The organism is Rhizobium ruizarguesonis (assembly GCF_012349115.1).
GTDB classification, from domain to species: domain Bacteria; phylum Pseudomonadota; class Alphaproteobacteria; order Rhizobiales; family Rhizobiaceae; genus Rhizobium; species Rhizobium ruizarguesonis.
This window is the reverse complement of sequence record NZ_PQIG01000046.1, coordinates 34702-56674: the sequence shown is the minus strand read 5'-3', so window position 1 is coordinate 56674 and position 21973 is coordinate 34702. Positions and strand designations below refer to the sequence as shown.

Annotated in this window: 23 protein-coding genes; 9 read left to right on the top strand and 14 right to left on the bottom strand. The window is 61.6% G+C overall.

All coding sequences use genetic code 11. The annotated features are described in order from the left end of the window. Positions 1 to 14 precede the first annotated feature (14 nt). The 8 genes from C3Y91_RS05590 to C3Y91_RS05555 form a co-directional block, all read right to left on the bottom strand. Positions 15 to 773 carry a fumarylacetoacetate hydrolase family protein gene (locus C3Y91_RS05590; RefSeq protein WP_168575125.1) on the bottom strand — a complete coding sequence of 253 codons (759 nt, stop codon included), beginning with the start codon at positions 771 to 773 and terminating at the stop codon, positions 15 to 17. 79 nt (positions 774 to 852) lie between these two features. Further along, positions 853 to 2232 (bottom strand): FGGY-family carbohydrate kinase, encoded by a 1380-nt coding sequence (locus tag C3Y91_RS05585; RefSeq protein ID WP_168575124.1) that lies wholly within the window; start codon positions 2230 to 2232, stop codon positions 853 to 855. Next, a complete protein-coding gene (gene rhaM, locus C3Y91_RS05580; RefSeq protein ID WP_024320011.1) occupies positions 2229 to 2549 on the bottom strand; it encodes an L-rhamnose mutarotase in 321 nt (106 codons plus the stop codon). The genes C3Y91_RS05585 and rhaM overlap by 4 nt, the downstream gene beginning before the upstream one ends. Further along, positions 2546 to 3553, bottom strand: coding sequence for an ABC transporter permease (locus C3Y91_RS05575; protein WP_024320012.1), 1008 nt, complete (start codon positions 3551 to 3553; stop codon positions 2546 to 2548). Before C3Y91_RS05575 ends, rhaM begins: the two co-directional genes overlap by 4 nt. Beyond that, positions 3550 to 4551 (bottom strand): ABC transporter permease, encoded by a 1002-nt coding sequence (locus C3Y91_RS05570; protein ID WP_017968377.1) that lies wholly within the window; start codon positions 4549 to 4551, stop codon positions 3550 to 3552. Before C3Y91_RS05570 ends, C3Y91_RS05575 begins: the two co-directional genes overlap by 4 nt. Before the next feature lie 59 nt (positions 4552 to 4610). Continuing rightward, positions 4611 to 6146, bottom strand: coding sequence for a sugar ABC transporter ATP-binding protein (locus tag C3Y91_RS05565; RefSeq protein WP_168575123.1), 1536 nt, complete (start codon positions 6144 to 6146; stop codon positions 4611 to 4613). A 73-nt stretch (positions 6147 to 6219) separates the two neighbouring features. After that, positions 6220 to 7215 (bottom strand): rhamnose ABC transporter substrate-binding protein, encoded by a 996-nt coding sequence (rhaS, locus tag C3Y91_RS05560; protein WP_024320014.1) that lies wholly within the window; start codon positions 7213 to 7215, stop codon positions 6220 to 6222. Between the two features lie 48 nt (positions 7216 to 7263). Further along, on the bottom strand, positions 7264 to 8076 hold the full coding sequence (locus C3Y91_RS05555) for a DeoR/GlpR family DNA-binding transcription regulator (protein ID WP_018071139.1): 813 nt from the start codon (positions 8074 to 8076) through the stop codon (positions 7264 to 7266). A 198-nt stretch (positions 8077 to 8274) separates the two neighbouring features. Between C3Y91_RS05555 and C3Y91_RS05550 the strand changes: the two genes are divergently transcribed. After that, positions 8275 to 10371 (top strand): bifunctional rhamnulose-1-phosphate aldolase/short-chain dehydrogenase, encoded by a 2097-nt coding sequence (locus tag C3Y91_RS05550; RefSeq protein WP_130800988.1) that lies wholly within the window; start codon positions 8275 to 8277, stop codon positions 10369 to 10371. A gap of 64 nt (positions 10372 to 10435) precedes the next feature. Here C3Y91_RS05550 and C3Y91_RS05545 read toward each other — a convergent pair whose 3' ends face one another. Then, on the bottom strand, positions 10436 to 10594 hold the full coding sequence (locus tag C3Y91_RS05545; protein ID WP_003547831.1) for a YqaE/Pmp3 family membrane protein: 159 nt from the start codon (positions 10592 to 10594) through the stop codon (positions 10436 to 10438). 77 nt (positions 10595 to 10671) lie between these two features. On the opposite strand from C3Y91_RS05545, the gene rhaI reads away from it, so the two are divergent. After that, on the top strand, positions 10672 to 11964 hold the full coding sequence (gene rhaI / locus C3Y91_RS05540) for an L-rhamnose catabolism isomerase (protein WP_168575122.1): 1293 nt from the start codon (positions 10672 to 10674) through the stop codon (positions 11962 to 11964). 94 nt (positions 11965 to 12058) lie between these two features. On the opposite strand, the gene C3Y91_RS05535 is transcribed toward rhaI, so the two are convergent. Further along, a complete protein-coding gene (locus C3Y91_RS05535; protein ID WP_024320017.1) occupies positions 12059 to 12517 on the bottom strand; it encodes a carboxymuconolactone decarboxylase family protein in 459 nt (152 codons plus the stop codon). A gap of 126 nt (positions 12518 to 12643) precedes the next feature. On the opposite strand from C3Y91_RS05535, the gene C3Y91_RS05530 reads away from it, so the two are divergent. Together C3Y91_RS05530 and C3Y91_RS05525 are read left to right on the top strand one after the other, a co-directional pair. Beyond that, on the top strand, positions 12644 to 13513 hold the full coding sequence (locus tag C3Y91_RS05530) for a sigma-70 family RNA polymerase sigma factor (protein WP_018071143.1): 870 nt from the start codon (positions 12644 to 12646) through the stop codon (positions 13511 to 13513). Between the two features lie 265 nt (positions 13514 to 13778). Beyond that, positions 13779 to 14996, top strand: a complete 1218-nt coding sequence (locus C3Y91_RS05525) for an amidohydrolase/deacetylase family metallohydrolase (RefSeq protein WP_018071144.1) — start codon at positions 13779 to 13781, stop codon at positions 14994 to 14996. A 21-nt stretch (positions 14997 to 15017) separates the two neighbouring features. Here the strand turns inward: C3Y91_RS05525 and C3Y91_RS05520 are convergent, their stop codons facing one another. Continuing rightward, positions 15018 to 15857, bottom strand: coding sequence for an IclR family transcriptional regulator (locus tag C3Y91_RS05520; protein WP_168575149.1), 840 nt, complete (start codon positions 15855 to 15857; stop codon positions 15018 to 15020). A 315-nt stretch (positions 15858 to 16172) separates the two neighbouring features. On the opposite strand from C3Y91_RS05520, the gene C3Y91_RS05515 reads away from it, so the two are divergent. After that, a complete protein-coding gene (locus C3Y91_RS05515; protein WP_026170824.1) occupies positions 16173 to 17030 on the top strand; it encodes an SDR family oxidoreductase in 858 nt (285 codons plus the stop codon). 187 nt (positions 17031 to 17217) lie between these two features. Here the strand turns inward: C3Y91_RS05515 and C3Y91_RS05510 are convergent, their stop codons facing one another. Continuing rightward, on the bottom strand, positions 17218 to 17433 hold the full coding sequence (locus tag C3Y91_RS05510) for a hypothetical protein (protein ID WP_024320020.1): 216 nt from the start codon (positions 17431 to 17433) through the stop codon (positions 17218 to 17220). A 127-nt stretch (positions 17434 to 17560) separates the two neighbouring features. On the opposite strand from C3Y91_RS05510, the gene C3Y91_RS05505 reads away from it, so the two are divergent. Both C3Y91_RS05505 and C3Y91_RS05500 read left to right on the top strand, forming a co-directional pair. Then, on the top strand, positions 17561 to 18184 hold the full coding sequence (locus C3Y91_RS05505; RefSeq protein WP_130671142.1) for a TetR/AcrR family transcriptional regulator: 624 nt from the start codon (positions 17561 to 17563) through the stop codon (positions 18182 to 18184). Between the two features lie 74 nt (positions 18185 to 18258). After that, a complete protein-coding gene (locus C3Y91_RS05500; protein WP_018071149.1) occupies positions 18259 to 18447 on the top strand; it encodes a hypothetical protein in 189 nt (62 codons plus the stop codon). A 49-nt stretch (positions 18448 to 18496) separates the two neighbouring features. Here C3Y91_RS05500 and C3Y91_RS05495 read toward each other — a convergent pair whose 3' ends face one another. Both C3Y91_RS05495 and C3Y91_RS05490 read right to left on the bottom strand, forming a co-directional pair. Continuing rightward, positions 18497 to 18937 (bottom strand): DUF1810 domain-containing protein, encoded by a 441-nt coding sequence (locus C3Y91_RS05495; protein WP_018497187.1) that lies wholly within the window; start codon positions 18935 to 18937, stop codon positions 18497 to 18499. A gap of 176 nt (positions 18938 to 19113) precedes the next feature. Then, positions 19114 to 19392, bottom strand: a complete 279-nt coding sequence (locus tag C3Y91_RS05490) for a hypothetical protein (protein ID WP_018071151.1) — start codon at positions 19390 to 19392, stop codon at positions 19114 to 19116. 275 nt (positions 19393 to 19667) lie between these two features. On the opposite strand from C3Y91_RS05490, the gene C3Y91_RS05485 reads away from it, so the two are divergent. Both C3Y91_RS05485 and C3Y91_RS05480 read left to right on the top strand, forming a co-directional pair. Continuing rightward, the gene (locus C3Y91_RS05485) at positions 19668 to 21038 is read left to right on the top strand and encodes an amidase (RefSeq protein WP_168575121.1); all 1371 of its coding nucleotides are present in this window, start codon (positions 19668 to 19670) and stop codon (positions 21036 to 21038) included. Between the two features lie 66 nt (positions 21039 to 21104). Then, a complete protein-coding gene (locus C3Y91_RS05480) occupies positions 21105 to 21965 on the top strand; it encodes a sugar phosphate isomerase/epimerase family protein (protein WP_024320025.1) in 861 nt (286 codons plus the stop codon). Positions 21966 to 21973: the final 8 nt, after the last annotated feature.

Below are 21973 nucleotides of genomic sequence, written 5' to 3'. Positions count from 1 at the left end.
CACCGCGGCGCCAATCAACCCTTCGATACCGAGAAGCTGAGCCTGCTATTGCCGAGTTCGATGTCGATCTCGCCGGGTTCGGTGAGTTCGATCGCGCCGCTCAACGTGCCTGTGGTGATGAGCGCGCCTGCCTTCAGCGATGTCTCGGGGCGCAAGCCGTCATTGGCGTAATCGACAAGCCAGGTGAGAACGTCGCCCTTCGGATGCTGTGCTGGACCATCATAGATCGTGCGGGCGGCATGGGTGACCTTGAGCGGCGTGCCGCCGACGGTGTCGACGACGCTTTTTTCGAGCTTCGGGCCGAGCACATAGCCGCTATTGCCGAGCCGGTCGGCGACGAACAGCAGAAACGAAACGCTGCCGCTTTCCTTGACAGCGCTCACCAGCAGCTCGGCGCCGAGATGGACAGCGGAGATCGCCTCGACCACCTCAGTGCGGCTGTAGGGAACGCCCGTGCGGACCGGCAGGTCACTGCCAAGACGGACGGCGATCTCGGTTTCGAATTTCAGGCCCGGATACCAGGGAATGTCAGCCCCCGAGATGACTTCGACATAGGGATGCAGCGGAGCGGTGACCGCCTGGCCCTGCGGCGAGACCGTCACCTTCCAGGCGTTCCTCGAAATACCGTCCGCGGCGGCAAGCAAATCCTGCGCCTCCATCGCCTGATGGAGATCGGCTGGGAGCGCGAAAGTGTCCGTTGCCTCCTGCCTGCCGGCCTGGCGCAGGCTGTGCAGCCCGGCTGCAAGGGCGCGCGGATCGAATGTCTCTGTCATGTTATCTCCTCGAGCTGATTTTCGAGGTGCCACACTAACGAGAAGGCAGGGACGAACAAGGTCGCTTTTGGAAAGACTCCTATTCCATCGCCGCGTACCAGCGAGTGCGATAGGCGGCCAGTCCAGGGATATCGGTCGGCGGAACATGCGTCTCGGCACCCGACACTGGCCGGATGCCGGTGAGAAGGGCAGCACCCTGGCTGGTGCCGGTCGACCCCGGAAGGGCCATGACCTCGCGACTGGTTAGGGCCGCCAGCAGTTGGAGATAGGTCTCATTCAGCGCAAAAGGCCCTTCGACAATAACCGGGCCTTTGGCGCCGATCAGTCCGAGGCAGGCATCGGTCATCAAGGCGAGATAGAGGCAGGCAGCGGCAGAGCGCTCCTCGCTGCTTACCTCTTCGGCACCGATCCAGCGCCTTGCCTTTCCCGGAAAGGGCCCGGAACCGGGGGCAATATTCGGCAGCAGCATCATGCCTTTGTCGATGACCGGGCCGATTGCCGCCTGGGCGTCTTTTTCGTCGACGGGGCCGATTTCGGCCGACAGGATCTCGAATTCACGGCCGCCCATGAAGCGGGAGGAGGGGACAGCCCGGCCATAGGCATCGACATTGGCGAGCGCATCGCGTTTCGGATCGAGATGGGCAAGATCGCCGCCGACGCCGAAATTGATGACCCATGTGCCTGTCGAGACGACGGCAAAGGGGGCCTCCCGATGGACCAGGTGCGGCAGCAGCGAGGCATTCGAATCGTGAATGCCGCAATAGACCGGCACGGGTGCGGCAAGGCCGAGCTCAGCGGCGATATCGGGCAGGACCGGGCCGAGCGCATCGAAAGCGGAACGGATCGGCGCCATGAGGTCGCCGATGGCGAGCCTGTCGACGAGCGAGGAATAGCGGCCGGCCCTCGGGTTCCAGAGATCGGTGTGACAGCCGAGCGAAGTCAGCTCGTTGGCGGCGACACCGGTCAGCCGTGCCGTCCAATATTGCGCATAGGTGAGGATGGTCGCCACCTTGGCAAACTCCTCGGGAAAGGCGGTCTTCTGGTAGTGCAGCTGTGCGCCGACATTGAGACCCATCGCGAGGCGCGGCGAGAAGGTTTCGTCGAAGGAGGGGCGCAGCCGCGTATACGCGTCGCGGATGTCCTGCGGATATTCGTGTTCATAGTCGATGACAGGCATGGCAAGCGTGCCGTCCCGGGCAAGCAGTGCTGCGGAGGCGCCATGGGTGGTGATCGAAATGGCGTCGAAGCCGGGCTCGCGCGCAAGGCTCTTCAGCGCATCAAGCGCAAAGGACCAGAGAGCCTCTACGTCGTAATGCGGATAGAGACCGGTTTTGATCGCGATATTCGGCCGTTTCAACACGGCGATCTCGGCGCCCGTCTCGCTGTCGAGCACAACGACCTTGGCATTGGTCTTGCCGATGTCGAGGACGGCGATGCGGCGATAGGAGGTGGCGTTCATGGCATATGGAAGACGGTGACCAGGTCGCTCTGGACCGGTGAATTATCGGGATTGGTCGCCATGATATCGGCCATATAAGCCCACCACTTTTTCACGACGGGATGCTCCGGCAGGCTCGCCATCGTATGGTCGGCGGGCCGCGTCAACACGCCGAACAGCGTGTTGGTCTCGCGGTCGAGATGGATGGAATAGTCGCTTGCTCCTGACTTGTGCAGGAGATCGACCAGTTCCGGCCAGATCTCGTCATGCCGCTTGCGGTATTCGGCTTCCATGCCGGGATTGAGCTGCATTTTGAAGGCGTGTTTTTCTAAAGTCATCGGGAGCTCATGACCTTGATGCGGCGGGCGATGATCGGGATGGCGATGGTGATGATCAGAAGCAGGCCGATGAAGATCGACATGACGATGCCGGGCACGTTCAGCAGGCCGAGGCCGAAGGTGACGAGGCCCATGACGAAGGCGGCGATGACGACGCCGACGATGGTGCCTGAGCCGCCGAGGATCGAGATGCCGCCGAGTACGACCATGGTGACGACCTCGAGCTCCCATCCTTGGGCGATCGACGGCCGGGTCGAGCCGAGACGTGAGGTCAGGCAGACGGCGGCGATGCCGCTCATGACGCCGGTCAGCAGGAAGAGGATGAATTTGACGCGTTCGACCGGAATGCCGGAAAAGCGGGCGGCGAAATCATTGTTGCCGATCGCATAGACCTGCCGGCCGAAATTCGTCGCATGCAAGAGGACGGCGAAGAGGATCGCCAGCACGATGAAGAGCACGAATTCGAAGGAGAATACCCAGACGACATAGCCCTGGCCGAAATAGGCGAAATCAGCAGGGTATTTGCCATAGGCCTGATCACCGAGCACGATATAGGAAATGCCGCGGAAAAGGCTCATCGTGCCGATGGTGACGACGATCGACGGCAGTTTCAGCACCGAGACCAGAACGCCGTTGAAGATGCCGCAGGCAAGGCCGGTGCCGATGCCGATCGCGACCAGACCCGGTGTGCCGATGCCGACCTGCGCGGCAGCGCCCATTGCCGTCGAGGCGAGCGCGATGATCGCAGCGACCGAAAGGTCGATCTCGCCTGATATGACGAGCAGCGCCATGGCGAAGGCGATCATTGCCTTTTCGGTGAAATTGAAGGTGGCGTCCGAGAGGTTCCAGGCATCGAGGAAATAGGGCGAGGCCAGCGAATTGAAGATGAAGATTAGCACGGCGACGGCAAAGAGCAGCACCTCCCAGCTGGCGAGAATGCGGCGGAAGGGTGTGCCGAGGCGGTCCGGGATGATCCGCTTTTCGTGAGTGGACACGGTGCTCATGCTGCGGCCTCCGTTCTGATCTCGGCTGCGGCGCGGTCGCGCAGGATGATGCGCCCGCGGTTGCGCTCGCGCCTGGCGTTGAAGGCGACGGCGAGAATGATGACGGTTCCGGAGATCGCCATCTGCGTGAAGGGTGAAATGCCGATCACCGGCAATGCATTCTTGATGACGCCGAGGAAAAGCGCGCCGAGCACGGTGCCGGCGACCGAGCCGACACCGCCGGCAATCGAAATGCCGCCGATGACGCAGGCCGCGACGCTATCGAGTTCGAAGCCGTTGGCGATATCGACATAGGCGACGGCATAACGCGACACCCAGAGATAGCTCGCGAGGCCGGCAAGCGCGCCCGACAGAACGAAGGCCAGGAATTTCGTCCAGCCCGTATCGATGCCGGCATAGACGGCCGCGGTCGGATTGCCGCCGGTCGCATAGGCCGAGCGGCCGAACTGGGTATATCTGAGCAGGACATACATCAGAAGCACGATGACGATGCCCACCCAGCCGAGAACCGGCAGGCCGAGGATCGGCGTGCGCGGCACCGACAGAAAGATCGGCGTCATCTGGTGGGCGTTGACCCATGCCCCGCCCGACAGCACGAAGGCCATGCCGCGATAGATGGTCAGCGTGCCGAGTGTGACGACGATCGGCGGGATTTCGAGCGCCCAGACGAGAAAGCCGTTGATGGCGCCGAGGCAGGCGCCGATGACGATCGCGGCAAGGATGAGCACGACGAGCGGCAGGTCGGGATAGGCGGCATTCATCATCGCGATCGCCATGCCGGTGAAGGCGAGGTTGGCGGCAACCGACAGGTCGATCGATTTCGTCAGGATGACCGTCATCTGCGCCAGCGCCAGGATGATCAGGATGGAGGTATCGTTGAAAATGCCGGCGAGATTCTCCGGCGTTGCGAAATCGGCAGCGCGCGTCGAAAAGATCGCGATCATCACCACGATGATGAGGAACAGCAGGGTTTCGCGTTTTCTGATCAGTCTTGCCATGCTCTTACCTTAGGAATTCCTGGGCCTTATGAATTGCTGGGCCTTATGCATTGCGGGCCTCATGCATTGCCGGTGGCGGCGCGCACCAGCGCTTCCGGCGACAGCTCGGCGCGGTCGAAAATTCCGGCGGCGAGACCCTCCTTCATCACCAGGACGCGGTCCGACATGCCGATGATTTCGGGCAGTTCGGAGGAGACCATGATGATCGACAGGCCCTCGGCGGCGAGTTCGCTGATGAAGCCGTGCACGGCTGCCTTCGAGCCGATGTCGATGCCCTTTGTGGGTTCATCGAGGATGATGACCTTCGGCGCCGTCGCCAGCCATTTGCCGATGACGACCTTCTGCTGGTTGCCGCCCGACAGCGTGCCGACCGGGACGGAAAGGGCGGCCGCGCGCAGGTCCAGCCGCTCGGCATATTTGCGGGCGAGCGCGAATTCTTCTGCCGCCCTGAGGAAGCCCCGGCGCGAGGTGCGGGTAAGCGAAGGCAGCGTCATATTCTGGAAGATCGGCATCGGCAGCGCCAGCCCGTGGCGGCCGCGTTCCTCCGGCACGTAGACGATGCCGGCGCGAATCGCATCCTGCGGCGAATGGATGGTGATTTCGCGGCCTTCGAGCATCATGGTGCCGGACAGTGGCCTGGTGATGCCGAAGAGCGATTGGGACAGTTCCGAACGGCCGGCGCCGATCAGGCCGTAAATGCCGAGAATTTCGCCCTGGCGCAGGGTGAAGGAGATGTCGCGGAATTCAGTGCGATGGCTGTAGTTGCGGATCTCCAGAACCGGGCCGCCGATGGCGACGTCGACTTTCGGAAAAGCATTCTCGACGTCGCGGCCGACCATCATGCGGACGATCTCGTCCTGCGGCGTCTCCTTGAGCTGGCCCTGGCCGACGGCGCGGCCGTCGCGGAAGACGACGAAATCGTCGGCGATCTCGTAGACCTCGTCGAACTTGTGGCTGATGAAGAGGATCGCCTTGCCCTTTTCCTTCAGGCTCCGGACGATGCGGAAGAGATCGTCGATCTCCTTGCGGGAAAGGGCTGCCGTCGGTTCGTCCATGATGACGATGCGGGCCTCGATCGACAGAGCGCGTGCAATCGCCACCAGATGGCGCTGCGCGATCGAGAGGTCCTTCAGCCGGATCGTCGGATCGATATTGCTTTCAAGCGCGGTCAGCAGCGCCTTGGCGCGGCTGTTCATCACCTGCCAGTCGATGGTGCGCAAACGCGTGCGCGGCGCATGGCCGAGGAAAATGTTTTCGGCAACCGTCAACTCGTCGAACAGCACGGTTTCCTGATGGATGGCGGTAACGCCGGCATCGATCGCAGCCTGGGCGTTGGCAAAGGTCACCGGCTGGCCGTCGACCAGGATCTCGCCTTCGTTCGGCCTGTAGATGCCGGTCAGGATCTTGACCAGCGTCGATTTGCCGGCGCCGTTTTCGCCGATCAGCGCAGTCACCGTGCCGGGATGCAGCGCGATGCTGACATTGTCGAGCGCCTTCACGCCCGGAAAGATCTGGGAGATGCCGCGCATTTCCAGAATGGCGGGCACATCACCGGTTTTGCTGTCCGTGGCGGTTTGTTGAAAGGCGGCGTTCATCGAGCTTCTACCAGTGTCGAATGAGAATCCCGGCGGCCATCAGGCCGCCGGGCTTTTATGCGTCGGCTCCAGATCAGAAGACCTTGGAGAACTGGTCGATATTCGAAGCATTGTAGACGAAGGGATCGGCCATGGCGGCTTCACCATTGTCGCCGACCTTGATCTTGCCCATGCGGCCGACTTCGATCTCGCTGCCCGGCTTGCCGTCGGTCTCGCCCTTGACGAGGCGATAGGCGATCTGCGTTGCTGAGTAGCCGAGATCGATCGGGTTCCAGATGGCGAATTCCTTCGTGGCGCCCGACTTGATCGCGCCGGCCATTTCGGACGGCAGGCCAAGGCCGGTGACGTAGACCTTGCCGACAAGGCCCTTGTCTTCGACGACCTTGGAAGCGGCGAGAACGCCGACCGTCGTCGGCGCGACGATGACCTTGATATTCGGGTTGGCCTTCAAGAGGCCCTCGGCTTCACGATAGGACTTGTCCGAGAGGTCGTCGCCATAGACCGTGGTGACGAGGTTGAGGCCCGGGAAATCCTTGAGCTGCTTCTTCATCTGGTCGATCCAGATGTTCTGGTTGGTCGAGGTGGTCGTTGCCGACAGGATGGCGAAGTCACCCTTGCCGCCGTCGAGATGGTCCTTGACGAGCGTCAGGCACATCTTGCCGATCAGCTCGTTGGACGACGGGTTGAGCTGCAGGATACGGCCTTCAGGTGCGACGCCGGAATCCCAGGAGATGACCTTGATGCCGCGCTGTGTCGCCTTCTTCAGCGCCGGAACGAGAGCGTCGGGATCGTTGGCCGAAACAGCGATGGCACTGACGCCCTGGGCGATCAGCGAATTGATGACTTCGATCTGGCCTTCGGCCGTCGTCGTCGTCGGACCGGTATAGATGACCTCGACGCCGCCGAGTTCCTTGGCGGCTTCCTGCGCACCCTTGTTGGCAGCATCGAAGAAGCCGTTGCCGAGCGACTTGACCACGAGACCGATCTTGATGTCGGCAGCGCTGGCTGTCCCGGCCATCATGGCGACGGCAAATGCCACGCCGATTGCGAGTTTCTTTGCGAGTTTCATGCTTTCATCCTCCCACTTGATTGACACTCTTCACACCTCCCCGGCGCCTTATGCGACCGACGAGGAATCCTCCTTGATTGCCTGGGTGACCGGGCTCGCGACAATGAGCCTGATGCCGGCATTCTCGATCATCCTGACGGCTTCCTCTGGAATGCCGTCATCGGTGATGATTGTAGACACACGCTCGAGCGGGCACAGAATGAGGCTCGACCGGCGATGGAACTTGCTGGAATCAGCCATGACGACCAATTCGTCGGCCTGATGCATCAGCTTCTGTTCGCTCTGGATGATCAGCGCGTCGGCTTCCATGATGCCGAGCGGGCCGATACCCTGCGCGCCGATGAAGAAGCGGCGGGCGTAGAAATTGCGGATCGCGTCATTGTCGAAAGGGGAGAGGATCAGGCTCTGTTCGCGATAGATCGCGCCGCCCGGCACCGTTACCGTGTTCTTCGAATGCTTGACCAGATGTTCGGCGATCGCGAAGGAATTGGTCATCACCTGCAGGCGGTGCGCCGCCATGAAATGCACCATCTGGAAGGTGGTCGTGCCGCCGTTGATGATGATCGCGTCGCCCGGATCGCAAAGCTCGACGGCCTGGCGGGCGATTGCGCGTTTCTTGTCGATATTGACCGATTCCGAAACACGGAAGGGGCGGCCGGCGAGATTGCCGAGCTGCGGCGGATGCACGGCCTCGGCGCCGCCGCGCACACGCCGGATCTTGCCCTGGACATGAAGAGCAGCGATGTCGCGCCGGATCGTCGCCTCGGAAGCCTCGGTCAGTTCGGAAATATCCTGAACCGTCACGACGGACTTTTCCTGAACGGCGCTCAGAATGATGCGATGGCGTTCGCGTTCGTGCATGGGGCTCCTCCTTGGACCGTTTATTTCGCACATATGACAATGTGTCAATCAAAAACGATCATAAATTTTCATATTGCGCTGCACAATAATCGAATTTGATCGTTTTCGATTGACAACCTCCATTTTGATGAGCGATACCGTCAGCGAAAAGGGGCGCGAACTTTGTGTCTCGATGAAGATTTCATATGGGAGGATGACATGGCGGCGAACGTCCGGCTTCTGGAAAACCGGTGGGATGATGCTTACGCGGCAGGCCTCGATGAGCCTGGCAAGCTGCTCTATCGTTCCAACCTGCTCGGCGCCGACAAGCGCATCACCAATTATGGCGGCGGCAACACCTCGGCGAAGGTGATGGAAACCGATCCGCTCACCGGCGGCAAGGTGAAGGTACTTTGGGTCAAGGGCTCGGGCGGCGACGTCGGCACGATCAAGCTCGACGGTTTCGCGACGCTCTACCAGGACAAGCTGGAATCGCTGAAGGGCATCTACAAGGGTGTCGAGGACGAGGACCGCATGGTCGGCTTCCTGCCGCACTGCACCTTCAACCTGAATGGCCGTGCCGCCTCGATCGACACACCGCTGCACGGTTTCGTGCCTTTCACCCATGTCGACCACATGCATCCCGATGCGATCATCGCGATTGCCGCGTCGAAGAATTCGAAGGAATTGACGCAGCAGATCTTCGGCGACGAGATCGGCTGGCTGCCCTGGCGCCGTCCGGGCTTCCAGCTCGGCCTCGACCTCGGCGCTTTCGTTGCAGCCAATCCGAATGCCAAGGGCGTCGTGCTCGAAAGCCACGGCCTCTTCACCTGGGCGAATGATGCCAAGGCCTGCTACGAGCTGACACTCGATATCATCAACAAGGCGATCGTCTGGTTTGCCGAAAAGACCGACGGCAAGACGATTTTCGGCGGCGCGGTCGCTCAGAGCCTGGCCGTTGCCGAACGCCGCGCCATCGCCGCCCGGCTGATGCCGGAGATCCGCGGCCGCATCGGCAAGCAAGAGCGCAAGCTCGGGCATTTCGACGATCAGGACGCCGTGCTCGAATTCGTCAATTCCAGCGATTTGCGTCCGCTCGGCGCGCTCGGCACCAGCTGCCCCGATCATTTCCTGCGCACCAAGATCCGCCCGCTGATCGTCGATTTCGACCCGGCCAAGCCGGATGTCGACGCGATCGTCGCCGGTCTCGACAAGGCGCTGGAGGACTACCGCGCCGACTACGCCCGCTATTATAACGACTGCAAGCATGACAATTCGCCCGCCATGCGCGATGCCAATCCCGTCATCTTCCTCGTTCCCGGCGTCGGCATGCTGTCCTTTGCCCGCGACAAGGCGACGGCTCGCATTGCCAGCGAATTCTACGTCAACGCCATCAACGTCATGCGCGGCGCCTCGACGGTCTCCGAATATCAGGGCCTGCCCGAGCAGGAAGCCTTCGATATCGAATATTGGCTGCTCGAAGAGGCGAAGCTCCAGCGCATGCCGAAGCCGAAGAGCCTTGCCGGCCGCGTCGCCTTCGTCACCGGCGGCGCCGGCGGCATCGGCCGGGCGACGGCCGCACGCCTCGTCGGCGAAGGTGCCTGCGTGGTGCTTGCCGATATCGACCAGGCAGCGCTCGAAGGCACCGAAGCCGATTTCGTCAAGAAGTTCGGCGCTGACGCTGTGCGCAGCGTCCGGCTCGACGTCACCAAGGAAGATGCGGTGATCGCCTCCTTCGCGGAAGCCTGCGTCGAATTCGGCGGCATCGATATCCTCGTCTCGAATGCCGGCATTGCCTCCTCCGCACCGATCGAAGCGACCGAACTGTCGACGTGGAACCGCAATATCGATATTCTGGCGACTGGCTATTTCCTCGTCTCGCGCGAAGCCTTCCGCCTGTTTCGCCGTCAGACGCTCGGTGGCAACGTCGTCTTCGTCGCTTCGAAGAACGGTCTGGCCGCTTCACCGAATGCGGCTGCCTATTGCACCGCCAAGGCTGCCGAAATCCATCTCGCCCGCTGCCTGGCGCTCGAAGGCGCGGATGCCGGCATCCGCGTCAACACCGTCAATCCGGATGCCGTCCTGCGCGGCTCGAAGATCTGGAGCGGCGAATGGCGCGAGCAGCGCGCCGCCTCGTCCAAGATCGAGGTGGACGATCTCGAGGAGCATTACCGCAAGCGGTCGATGCTGAAACTCAACGTGTTTCCGGAAGATATCGCCGAGGCGATCTATTTCCTCGCATCGGACCTTTCGGCAAAATCGACCGGCAACATCATCAACGTCGATGCCGGCAACGTGCAGAGTTTTACGCGCTAGAGCAATTCCAGCAGCAGTGTGCAGGGGTTTTGCGTCCGGAATTGCGTAGAGCAAACGGAGGGAGCTATTTCCGGAGGATCACCCATATCGCGTGGATGATCCCCGGCACATAGCCGCAGAGTGTCAGCAATATATTGAGCCAGAAATGCAGGCCGATCCCGACCTGCAAAAATACGCCAAGGGGCGGCAGGATGATCGCAAGAAGAATGCGGACAACGTCCATCGTCGCTCCTTAGTTTGAAGACTTGTAAGCGTTTGAACGCGAACCGTGCCCTATGGTTCGCGACCAGGGAGGAATAGATGACAGAATCCAGGATTGCGCCAGATCTGGTCGCGACGGACAACGACAAGCGGGCAATCGCGCTGAAAGCCGATTACGAGGCGCTGGGTGCGACACTTGCCCGTCGCGGCGTCGATATCGAAGCAGTCACCCGGAAGGTTGGGGAATTCTTCGTTGCCGTTCCCTCCTGGGGCGTCGGCACCGGCGGCACGCGTTTTGCCCGTTTCCCCGGCACCGGCGAGCCGCGCGGCATCTTCGACAAACTCGACGATTGCGCCGTCATCAACCAGCTGACGCAGGCGACGCCGAACGTCTCGCTGCACATTCCCTGGGACAAGGCGGATGCCAGGGAGTTGAGGGCCAAGGGCGACGCGCTCGGCCTCGGCTTCGATGCGATGAACTCCAACACCTTTTCCGATGCGCCCGGCCAGGCCCATTCCTACAAATACGGCTCGCTCAGCCACACCGACGCGGCGACACGGGCGCAGGCGGTCGAGCACAATCTCGAATGCATCGAGATCGGCAAGGCGCTCGGCTCCAAGGCGCTGACCGTCTGGATCGGCGACGGCTCGAACTTCCCCGGCCAGAGCCATTTCACCAAGGCTTTCGAGCGTTATCTCGCCTCGATGGCGGATATTTACAAGGCGCTGCCCGACGATTGGAAGCTGTTCTCCGAACACAAGATGTACGAGCCGGCCTTCTATTCCACAATCGTGCAGGATTGGGGCACCAACTACCTGATCGCCCAGACGCTCGGCCCCAAGGCTTACTGCCTCGTCGATCTCGGCCACCATGCGCCAAACACCAATATCGAGATGATCGTCGCCCGCCTGATCCAGTTCGGCAAGCTCGGCGGCTTCCACTTCAACGATTCGAAATATGGCGATGACGATCTCGACGCCGGCGCGATCGATCCCTACCGGCTGTTCCTCGTCTTCAACGAACTGGTCGATGCCGAGCAGCGCGGCGTCAACGACTTCAACCCGGCCCATATGATCGACCAGTCGCACAACGTCACCGACCCGATCGAAAGCCTGATCAACAGCGCCAACGAAATCCGCCGCGCCTATGCGCAGGCACTGCTCGTCGACCGCCAGGCGCTCTCCGGTTACCAGGACGACAACGACGCGCTGATGGCGTCGGAAACGCTGAAGCGCGCCTATCGCGCCGATGTCGAACCGATTCTGGCCGAAGCCCGGCGCAGGGCAGACGGCGCAATCGACCCGATCGCCGTCTACCGCGCCAGCGGCTACCGCAGACAAGTGGCGGCCGAGCGTCCGGCATCCGCTGCCGGCGGCGGCGGCATCATCTGAACGACCGATTGTCTCGCATGGCCTGAAGCCATGCTGATTAGGGATGAGGGTTGCCGGCAGCGCAGGGGTGACGCGCTGCCGGCAACCTCGCCGTTTACGGCTTCCAGGCCCCGGCGATCTGGCGGGTGGCGATGTTCAGCCGGTTCCAGACATTGATGTTGGCAATGGCGATGACGAGTGCCGCAAGGCTCCTGCCGTCATAATGCCGGGTCGCCTCGTCCCAGATATCATCCGGCACCGGGTCGGCGCGGTCGCTGATGCGGGTCACCGCCTCGGTCAGCGCAAGGGCTGCCCGCTCGGCATCGCTGAAATAGGGCGAGTCGCGCCAGGCGCCGATGGCAAAGAGCCTTTCGTCGGTTTCGCCGAGCTTCTTTGCAATGCGGGGATGACCGTCGACACAGACGCTGCAGCCGTTGATCTGGCTGGCGCGCAGGTTGACGAGTTCGAGCAGCTTCGGTGAAAGGCCGGTTTCGGCCGGCACCTTGCTGAGAGCATTGAGCGCCTGCATGGCTGCGGGAAGGACGAGGGCGGGATTTCCCATTCGCTCCTGCATGACCATTTTTTCCTGCATGGTATGTCTCCTTGATGCGTTTATGATTCGACGATCCGCCGGCGTTGTCACATCGGCCGGGTTTCATTCGTCATGGCCTTGACGGAACGCAGCGGAGGAATGTGACAAATGGACGAGAAAAAATGGCTGGCCGATGAATTCGAGGCAAACAGAGCGCATCTGAGGGCCGCAGCCTATCGCATGCTCGGCTCGCGCAGCGAGGCGGAGGATGCCGTTCAGGAGGCCTGGCTGCGGCTCAGCCGCACGGATACGACAGGGGTCGGCAATCTCGGCGGCTGGCTGACGACGGTGGTGGCGCGCATCTGCCTCGACATGCTGCGCACCCGCAAGACCCGGCGCGAGGAGCCGCTGGAGGCGCCGGTTCATGGCGGGATCGCCGATCCCGCGAACGATCCCGAGCGCGAAGCCGCCTTTGCCGATTCGGTCGGTCTGGCGCTGCTCGTCGTGCTGCAGACGCTGGCGCCCGCCGAACGTGTCGCCTTCGTGCTGCATGACATGTTCGATCTGCCCTTCGACGAGATCGCGCCGATCATCGGCCGTTCGTCCGGTGCCACCCGTCAGCTCGCAAGCCGCGCCCGCCGCCGGGTGCAGGGGGTGGACGAAGCGCCTGATGTCGATTTCGGCCGCAAGCGGACGATCGCCGAGGCCTTTCTGACGGCCTCGCGCAACGGCGATCTGGAAGGGTTGCTCGCGGTGCTTGCCCCTGACGTCGTCTTCCGGCCGGATGCGACGGCGGCCCGCTTCGGCACCATTGGCGAAACGCGCGGCGCGGCTCACGTGGCCGAAGCCTTCAAGGGTCGGGCGCAGGCGGCAGAAATCGCCATCGTCGACGGCGAGCTCGGATTCGTCGTGCAGATCAAGGGCCAGCTCCGCGTCGTGGTGGCGCTGACGATCGCCGATGGCAGGATCGCCGCGATCGACGCCATCGCCGATCCAGATCACCTGGAACGGCTTGACTATTCGATTCTTCGGGATTGAAAACAAACAGGAATTTACCGGATCTTCGAGACAGGTGCGCTTCGCAAGGAGCGCACCGCTTACGTTTCCTCGATGGCGACGACCGCGTCATTTTCCTTGACAGCTTCGTCTTCGGCTTTATTCTATTATAAAGCCTTACGTATCATAGTTATGGAATTTCCGGTACGGCGCCCTGAGAGGCCATCTCTACCTTCCCCATTACTCTTCCATAATGACCCGCAGACGGATGGCCGAGGCGTGATCCCGGTCCGAGACTTCGAAAGGAATGCATGTCATGCCCGGCGACCAGACGAAGAAGCCGCTTCTCCTCACCAATGTCAAACCGATGGCTTTTGGTGCGGGCACACAAGAGGGGGCAATCGACATTCTCGTCAATGCCGACGGTAGGATCGCCGAGATCGGTCCGTCGCTCGCGGTCTCGCAGGATGTTGCGCGCATCGACGGCAAGGGCGCCTTCATTTCGCCGGGCTGGGTCGATCTGCACGTGCATATCTGGCACGGCGGCACCGATATTTCCATCCGTCCGTCCGAATGCGGCGTCGAGCGCGGCGTCACCACGCTGGTCGATGCCGGTTCGGCCGGCGAGGCGAACTTCCATGGCTTCCGGGAATATATCATCGAGCCCTCGCGCGAACGCATCAAGGCCTTCCTCAATCTCGGCTCGATCGGTCTTGTGGCCTGCAACCGGGTCGCGGAATTGCGGGATATCCGCGATATCGATCTCGATCGCATCCTTGAAGTCTATGCCGAAAACAGCGAGCACATCGTCGGCATCAAGGTGCGCGCCAGCCATGTCATCACCGGGTCCTGGGGCGTCACGCCGGTGAAGCTCGGCAAGAAGATCGCCAAGATCTTGAAAGTGCCGATGATGGTGCATGTCGGCGAGCCGCCGGCGCTCTATGACGAAGTGCTCGAGATCCTCGGCCCCGGCGACGTCGTCACCCACTGCTTCAACGGCAAGGCCGGTTCGAGCATCATGGAAGACGAGGACCTCTTTGCTCTCGCAGAGCGCTGCGCCTCCGAAGGCATCCGCCTCGACATCGGCCATGGCGGCGCCTCCTTCTCGTTCAAGGTCGCCGAAGCGGCGATCGCGCGCGGGCTGCTGCCGTTCTCGATCTCGACCGACCTGCACGGCCATTCGATGAATTTCCCGGTCTGGGATCTGGCGACGACGATGTCGAAGCTGCTCAGCGTCGGCATGCCCTTCGACAAGGTGGTGGAGGCCGTCACCCATGCGCCGGCATCCGTCATCAAGCTGTCGATGGAGAACCGGCTTTCGGTCGGCTCGCAAGCGGAATTCACCATTTTCGACCTGGTCGATTCCGATCTCGAGGCGACGGATTCCAACGGCGACGTCTCGGTCCTCAACAAGCTGTTCGAGCCGCGCTATGCGGTGATGGGCGCCGATGCCTTCGCCGCCAGCCGCTACGTGCCGCGGGCGCGCAAGCTGGTGCGCCACAGCCACGGCTATTCCTACAGATAGGATCGGCTGACGCGGCAAGCGTCAGCGGTTGCGCCAGCCCATCAGCTTTTCGATCCGTTCCGCTGAACTGCGCACATGCGCCGTATAGTGGTTCTCGTCGGAAAAGGCCTTCTGTTCCGGCAGCACGATGGAAATGGTGGCAACGCACTGGCCGTCGCGATCGCAGATCGGCGAGGCGATGCAGGCAACCGCGTAATCCGATTCCCCCGCCTGGATCGACAGGCGCGATTCGAAGGCCTTGCCGGCGGCTTCCGACAGCGTGCCCGGATCGATCTCGGCGCGGCCGGTCGGTGAAGAGCGGGCGCAGCGCTTGAACAGTTCGATGCGCTCTTCCTCGGCCAGGTGACCGACAAGCAGGCGGCCGGAGGCCGTCCAGTTCAGCGGCACCCTTGTGCCGACGCGGGACGCCACCTGAAAATGGCTCGGGCCGTCAGCCATGGCCAGTACCAGCATATAGTCGCCGTCGCGACCGCAGACCTGCACGGTTTCGCCGGCCTGGCGGCAGAGATCGTGCATCTCATGGGTGGCGATGCTCATGAAATCCAGCGACCGCGCATAGGCGAGGCCGTAATGGTAGAGCCGGGCGCCGAGCCAGATCGAGCCGTCCGCCTGGCGCGTCAGCATGTTCTTCTCGACGAGATCGTCGACGATGACGTAAACGGTCGAAAGCGGCGCCTTCACCGCCTTGGCGATCGCATAGACGCCGGCGGGCGATCCGGTCTCGTAAAGATGGTCGATCACCTGAAGCGCCCGGTCGATGCCGCTGACGCGCGCGCGACGCGCACCCTTGCCGGCGGCTTCGTCGGCAACGCCCTGACCTTCGGAGTAAACTGCGGATGATGTCTTTCCGTCCAATTCCAGCACCTCATGAAAACTGCGATCATGTTACATTACTATGGCATAGCCGTCGCTGTGGCAAATCGCAACATTTTACGGGTTGATAGTGTCGGGTGAATGCGACAGCGGCATGTAGGCCAATTGGGTCGACCAGGTGAGCAGGCTCCGTTTTCCAATAATCAGCCAAGGCAACGCGCCGACAATGAGGGGAAATTCGAGTTTCGGCGACGGCCGTGAGCGTGCTCCGCGAGGGGCGATTGACCAAGAAGTCACCCCGTCGAAAGGCTTGGAACAACAAGCTTCAGCCCGAGTTTGATCTCTGAAACCCAGGAGGTCATGATGACGAATTACCCGACACCCCCTTTCCCATCCCAGAAACAACCGATGCCGGGTTTTACCGCGCAGATGGACCCTATTCCCGATCACGGCGAGGAGAGCTACCGCGGCGCCGACAGGCTGAAAGGCAAGCGGGCGATCATCACCGGCGGCGATAGCGGCATCGGTCGGGCGGTGGCAATCGCTTACGCCAGGGAAGGTGCCGACCTGGTGATCTCCTATCTCGACGAGGATGAGGATGCCGATGAGACGAAACGGCTCGTCGAGCAGGCCGGACGCAAGGCTGTCCTTGTCAGCGGCGACATCCAGGATCCGGCCCATTGCAGGCAGATCGTCGAGACGGCGGTCAAGGAACTCGGAGGCATCGACATTCTCGTCAACAACGCCGCGCACCAGGCAAGCTTCAAGAGCATCGACGAGATCAGCGATGAAGAGTGGGAACTGACCTTCAAGGTCAATATCCATTCGATGTTCTACCTGACCAAGGCAGCTGTCGCTCATATGAAACCCGGCAGCGCCATCATCAACACGGCCTCGATCAATTCGGACAGTCCGAACCCGACGCTGCTTGCCTATGCGACGACCAAGGGCGCGATCCAGAATTTCACCGCCGGTCTTGCCCAGCTTCTGGCCGAGAAAGGCATTCGCGCCAATGCGGTGGCGCCTGGCCCGATCTGGACACCGCTCATCCCTTCGACATTGCCTGAAGAAAGCGTCAGCAATTTCGGCAAGCAGGTGCCGATGAAACGGCCGGGACAGCCGGCCGAGCTGGCGACAGCCTACGTGATGCTGGCCGATCCCTTGTCGAGCTACGTCTCCGGCACGACAATTGCGGTCACCGGCGGCAAGCCGATCCTGTAAGGCGCGTCGCGATCTTTCAGATTCGCTCCTTGCGCTTTAGGTCTTTGTTTTTACGCAATGTCGTTAGCGCAAAACCGCTGCACAGTTTTGAGCGACATGCCTTAAAGCGGCAAGGGCCGCCGTCTGGTTGTGACGGCAGCCCTTGACGGGGGCAGGGAGAGATCCCCAAGCTGGTCAGGCGGCTTGTTCAGCCGAAGCAGGGCATCGCCGGCAGATTGGCGCGGTTTGCGAGTGCTCCGATCATATTGCCCACCGAATTCGAACGCGGTTCGCGTTTGCGGGCGGCCGTCTCCAGGAGTTGCTTGAAGTCTTCAAGCTTTACGCCGTCGGCGCGCAACACCATGGCGATCAGGGGGTCGCGAAGGGCTTCGGATATCGTCAGGTCTTCTCTGGTCTTTGTCATGGTTGTCCTCCTTTCGTGGGCGGTCGCCCGTGTTCCACTTTCCGCTGTCATGCCCTCGGCATTGACTTTCGCGTTTCGTGGTGTTACCGGTAAGTAACAATGCATTTGTTACCGATCGGTCACATTGATGTCAAGGACTACGTCCGCAAAAAAATCAGAAACTTCGAATGAAATCTCCGCAGCCGTTCCAGAAGATCGCATCCCGCCGCGGGAGCGTATCGTCTCGACCGCCTCGGAGCTTTTCCGCGAACGCGGCATCCGCGGCATCGGCGTCGATGCCATTGCCGACGCGGCTCTGACCAACAAAATGACGCTCTACCGGCATTTCGGCTCGAAGGATGAACTGGTCTGCGAGACGCTGCGCCGCGCTTCCGAAAAGGCGGGTACCATCTGGCGCGATCTAGAAGCAGCCTATCCCGGCAATCCGCGCGCCCAGCTGGAGGCCTGGGTGGAGATGCGGGCGCAATGTCTGAACGGCGAGCCCGCCGGTTGCGATCTCGCCAATGCCGCCATCGAGCTGAAGGGCGAGGGCCATCCCGCCCACGAAATGATCGAGCGGCACAAGGCCGAACAGCGTGATCGCTTGGCCGCGCTCTGTTCGGCGGCCGGCGCGCGCGAACCCCAGCTTCTTGCCGATACGTTGACGCTGCTGCTCGAAGGCGCGCGCGTCAGCCGCCAGGCCATGGGCGCTGCCGGCTGCTGCGGTCATTTCGCCAAGGCCTGCCAAGCGGCGATCGCTTCTTTCGCCTGACCGCCCTCTTTCGGGGGAACCTTTACCGCTTCCATGCCGTTTTCCCATCACCGGGGCGATGTGGAGGCAGGGAGATGAACTACGTCTATCTCAAGCGCCTATATGACAAACGCGCCGAGCTCGAAGCCAAGCTGGAGCTTCATGATGCGCGCTATTGTTTCGGCGAGGAAGAGGTCGATGATGGCACCGACAGCGATCTGCGTCAGCGGTTGAGCGAGATCTCCGAGGAAATCGCCACGCTGGAGAGCAGGCCGGGCCGCTAACTGTTTCATTTGGGAACGGGTTCAGATTTCAGGCCGGCCTGGCCTAAGATCATCCCGTGCTGGCACTGAGGATTTCCATCGTCCGTTCGTCGAATTTTCCCTGATAGAAATGCTCGATCACCCGGTGGAAGGGCGAACCGTGATCGCTGATCGCGGCAAACAAGGTCATCGACGAGCGCAGCTTGAGGTCGTCGGGTGAACCCAGGATTTCGTGCGCCGATCTGCCGCCAACAGACAGGATCGCCTCGACGCAGCGCAGCAGCCGGCTTGAGAGAATAGGATCGGCGAGATAGGCGGTGGCTTCCTCGGCCGAGCGGATCGCATATTTTTCGGCCATCACCGACGTGCCGAGACCGGCGATCTGCGGGAAGATGAACCACATCCAGTGGGACGTCTTGCGTCCCGCTTTCAGCTCTGAGAGCGCCTGTTCATAGACGCCGTTCTGGGCATCGATGAAGCGATCGAGATTATAATCGATTTCACCGGCCATGGTCCTTTTCCCTTTTCCTGCTGTCGATGCAGCCTGGGCCAAGGTCTCCATGCCCGGCGAGCTACAGCGCCGCGCGTCTTTTGAGACGCGCAAAGGACGCTGTAGCACTTTAAATTACCGCATAATTTTATCCTTAAATCGATTCCGATTTAAGGAATCATGCGGTGGCTTTCCTGTTAGCAGACCCTCTCAGCGTAGGGGCTGCTGTCGCGGCAATGGCCGTAAGCCGGATGCGGCGGCGTGTTATCGCCGGCGGGGGCGGCAATGGCCGATGTCGTCATCGGGTCCGTATTGCCGGAAGAATAGGCGGCAAAACCCGCAAAGCTCAAGAGAACCAGCGCTCCGACCACGACAATGCGCTCGAAGGCCGAAAGTTTCTGGGCGCTGACATGGTCCACATAATCGCGCTCGCCTAAACCGGCGGTTTCATCCTCTTTTACATGGAGGGTCACCATATCCTGGCGACGGCTTAAAGTTTCACAATCTGTCATTTCAATTACTCCTGCAACACATGCGGCGACGGTCTCTCTAGAGCAAACTCTCACCCTCGTGCCGAACCGCGTCCGCATGCGAGCAGCATGTGTGTCTTCGATCGTGGCAATTGAAGGGGCGATATTCAAACTCAGTGTTCAAAAAATCGTACCAATAAATGCAAAATATCGTGAAGCTCTGGTTCACCGGAATGATCCGGGGTAGTCCAGAGAGGAACATCTTTCTTCTGGATAGTCCCATGAGCAAATCCTTCGGCGCGATGTCGGTCGCGCAACTTTCCGCCCTCATTCAAGCTGGCGCGGCCGATCCGGTCGAGGTAGCCGAGGCGATCTTCGAGTCCATCGCGAATTATGCCGACAAGGCGGTTTTCACGACACTGCTCGAAAGCCGGGCGATGGCAGAGGCGCGTGCCTCTTCGCGACGTCTGCGGGAAGGGCGCTCGCTTGGATTGCTGGACGGCATTCCGATTGCCTGGAAGGATCTTTTCGACATTGAAGGCCTGCCAACGACAGCGGGTTCCGTCGTTCTGGCAAAGGACATGCCGGCCAAGCGCGATGCGGTTGTCGTCGCTTTGCTCAGGCAGGCCGGCATGGTCGCCGTCGGGCGCACCAATATGAGCGAATTCGCCTTTTCCGGCCTCGGCATCAATCCGCATTACGGCACGCCGGTAAATCCGCGCGGCGCCGATCTCCCGCGCATTCCGGGCGGCTCGTCCTCAGGTGCTGGTGTCGTCGTCGCGGCTGGGTTGGTTCCGGTCGCCATGGGCACCGATACCGGCGGCTCGGTGCGTATTCCCGCCGCCTTCAACGGCATCGTCGGCTACAAGGCGACGCGCGGCCGCCACGCAATGGCAGGCGTCTATCCGCTGGCAAAGAGCCTGGATTCGTTGGGACCGCTCTGCCGCAGCGTCAGGGACGCGGTCTGGATCGATGCGGCGATGCGCGGCTTGACGGCGCCTGATGTCGCCACGCGTCCCCTGCAAGGGCTGGAACTCATCGTGCCTGAAAACGTCGTCTTCGACGGAGCGGAAGCGGGCGTCATCGCCGCGTTCGAGGCAGCTTTGGAACGTCTTCAAAAGGCCGGCGCGCATGTTGCCCGCACCGTCATTCCCGCCTTCGACGAGATATTCGATCTGATGACGAAATATGGTCCGCTGGTCACGGCGGAGGCTTTCGCACTTCACCGCGAACGCTTGGCCGGACCGGACGCGGACAGGATGGATCACCGTGTCGTCATGCGTACCCGTCTCGGAAGCAAGACGACGCTGCCCGATTACCTGGCAATCCTCGAGGCGCGTAGCCGCCTGATCGCCGATGTCGAGCGCCTCGTCGGCGACCGGCTGCTCGCCTTTCCCACCGTTGCCCATGTCGCGCCGCCGATCGGGCCGCTGGCGCAGGATGACGAGCTGTTCTTTGCGACGAACAACAAGACGTTGCGCAACACCGCGCTCGGCAATTTCCTCGACTGGTGCGGCGTTTCCATTCCCTGCGGCAGCGGCGAGGCTGGCATGCCGGTCGGCCTGCTGCTTTCGGCCACCGCTCATCGCGATGAGGCGTTGCTGGGGATCGCCCTTGCCGCCGAGCCGGTCATCCGCGACGATTTTGGCTGAATTGGCAATTGAACCGCCGGGATTTAGTTGCCATTGATGGCATGAGGAGATCCCGGAGGAAAGCAAGTGCAGGTTTTGCAAAACGGACGTTTCGCGGTTTCGACATGGTCGCTGCATCGGCTGCTTGGCGCCGTTCATGCCTATAGTCCCGATCCTGACAAAAGCGCTGCGCCGAAAGAACCCTATGGCCCGGGTGCTGCGGCACTGATCGACGTGCCGGCGGCGCTTGCTGCACGCGGCGTCAACCGGTTGGAGGTCTGTTCCTTCCATCTGCCGAGCCTTAATGCCGCCTATATAAGCGAATTGCGCGAGGCGATGGCGGCCTCGAACGTGTTGTTCCAGACGCTGCTCGTCGAGGACGGTGATCCGAGCCATCCGGAGACGGCCGAACGCGACGTCAAATGGATGGCGGAGTGGATCGACATCGCCGCAGCCCTCGGGGCTGAGAGGATGCGCGTCATTGCCGGCAAGCAGAAGCCGACGGAGGAAAACCTTACCCGCGCCGCCCGCCATCTGAACTGGCTGGCCGGAAAGGCGGAAGGCAGCGGCGTGCGTGTCGTCGTCGAGAACTGGTTCGACCTGCTGCCGTCACCGGTCGAAATGAACTGGCTGCTGGACCGGCTGGACGGCAAGGTCGGCCTCAACGGCGACCTCGGCAACTGGGCGGCGCCAGCGAAATATGAGGGTCTTGCCGATATCATGGGCCGGGCGGAAATCTGCCATGCCAAAGCCGATTACGGCGTTACCGGCCTCGATGCCGAGGATTACCGCACGTGCCTGGAGATGTGCGAGAGAGCCGGTTATGCCGGTCCCTTCACGCTGATCTATGACTCACCCTTCTTCCCTGATGAATGGGACGGCATCCTGCTGCAAAAGGCGTTCATCGAGGATTTCCTGCGCGAGGCGCCGGCGCGCAAGATGGCTTAAATCAGAAG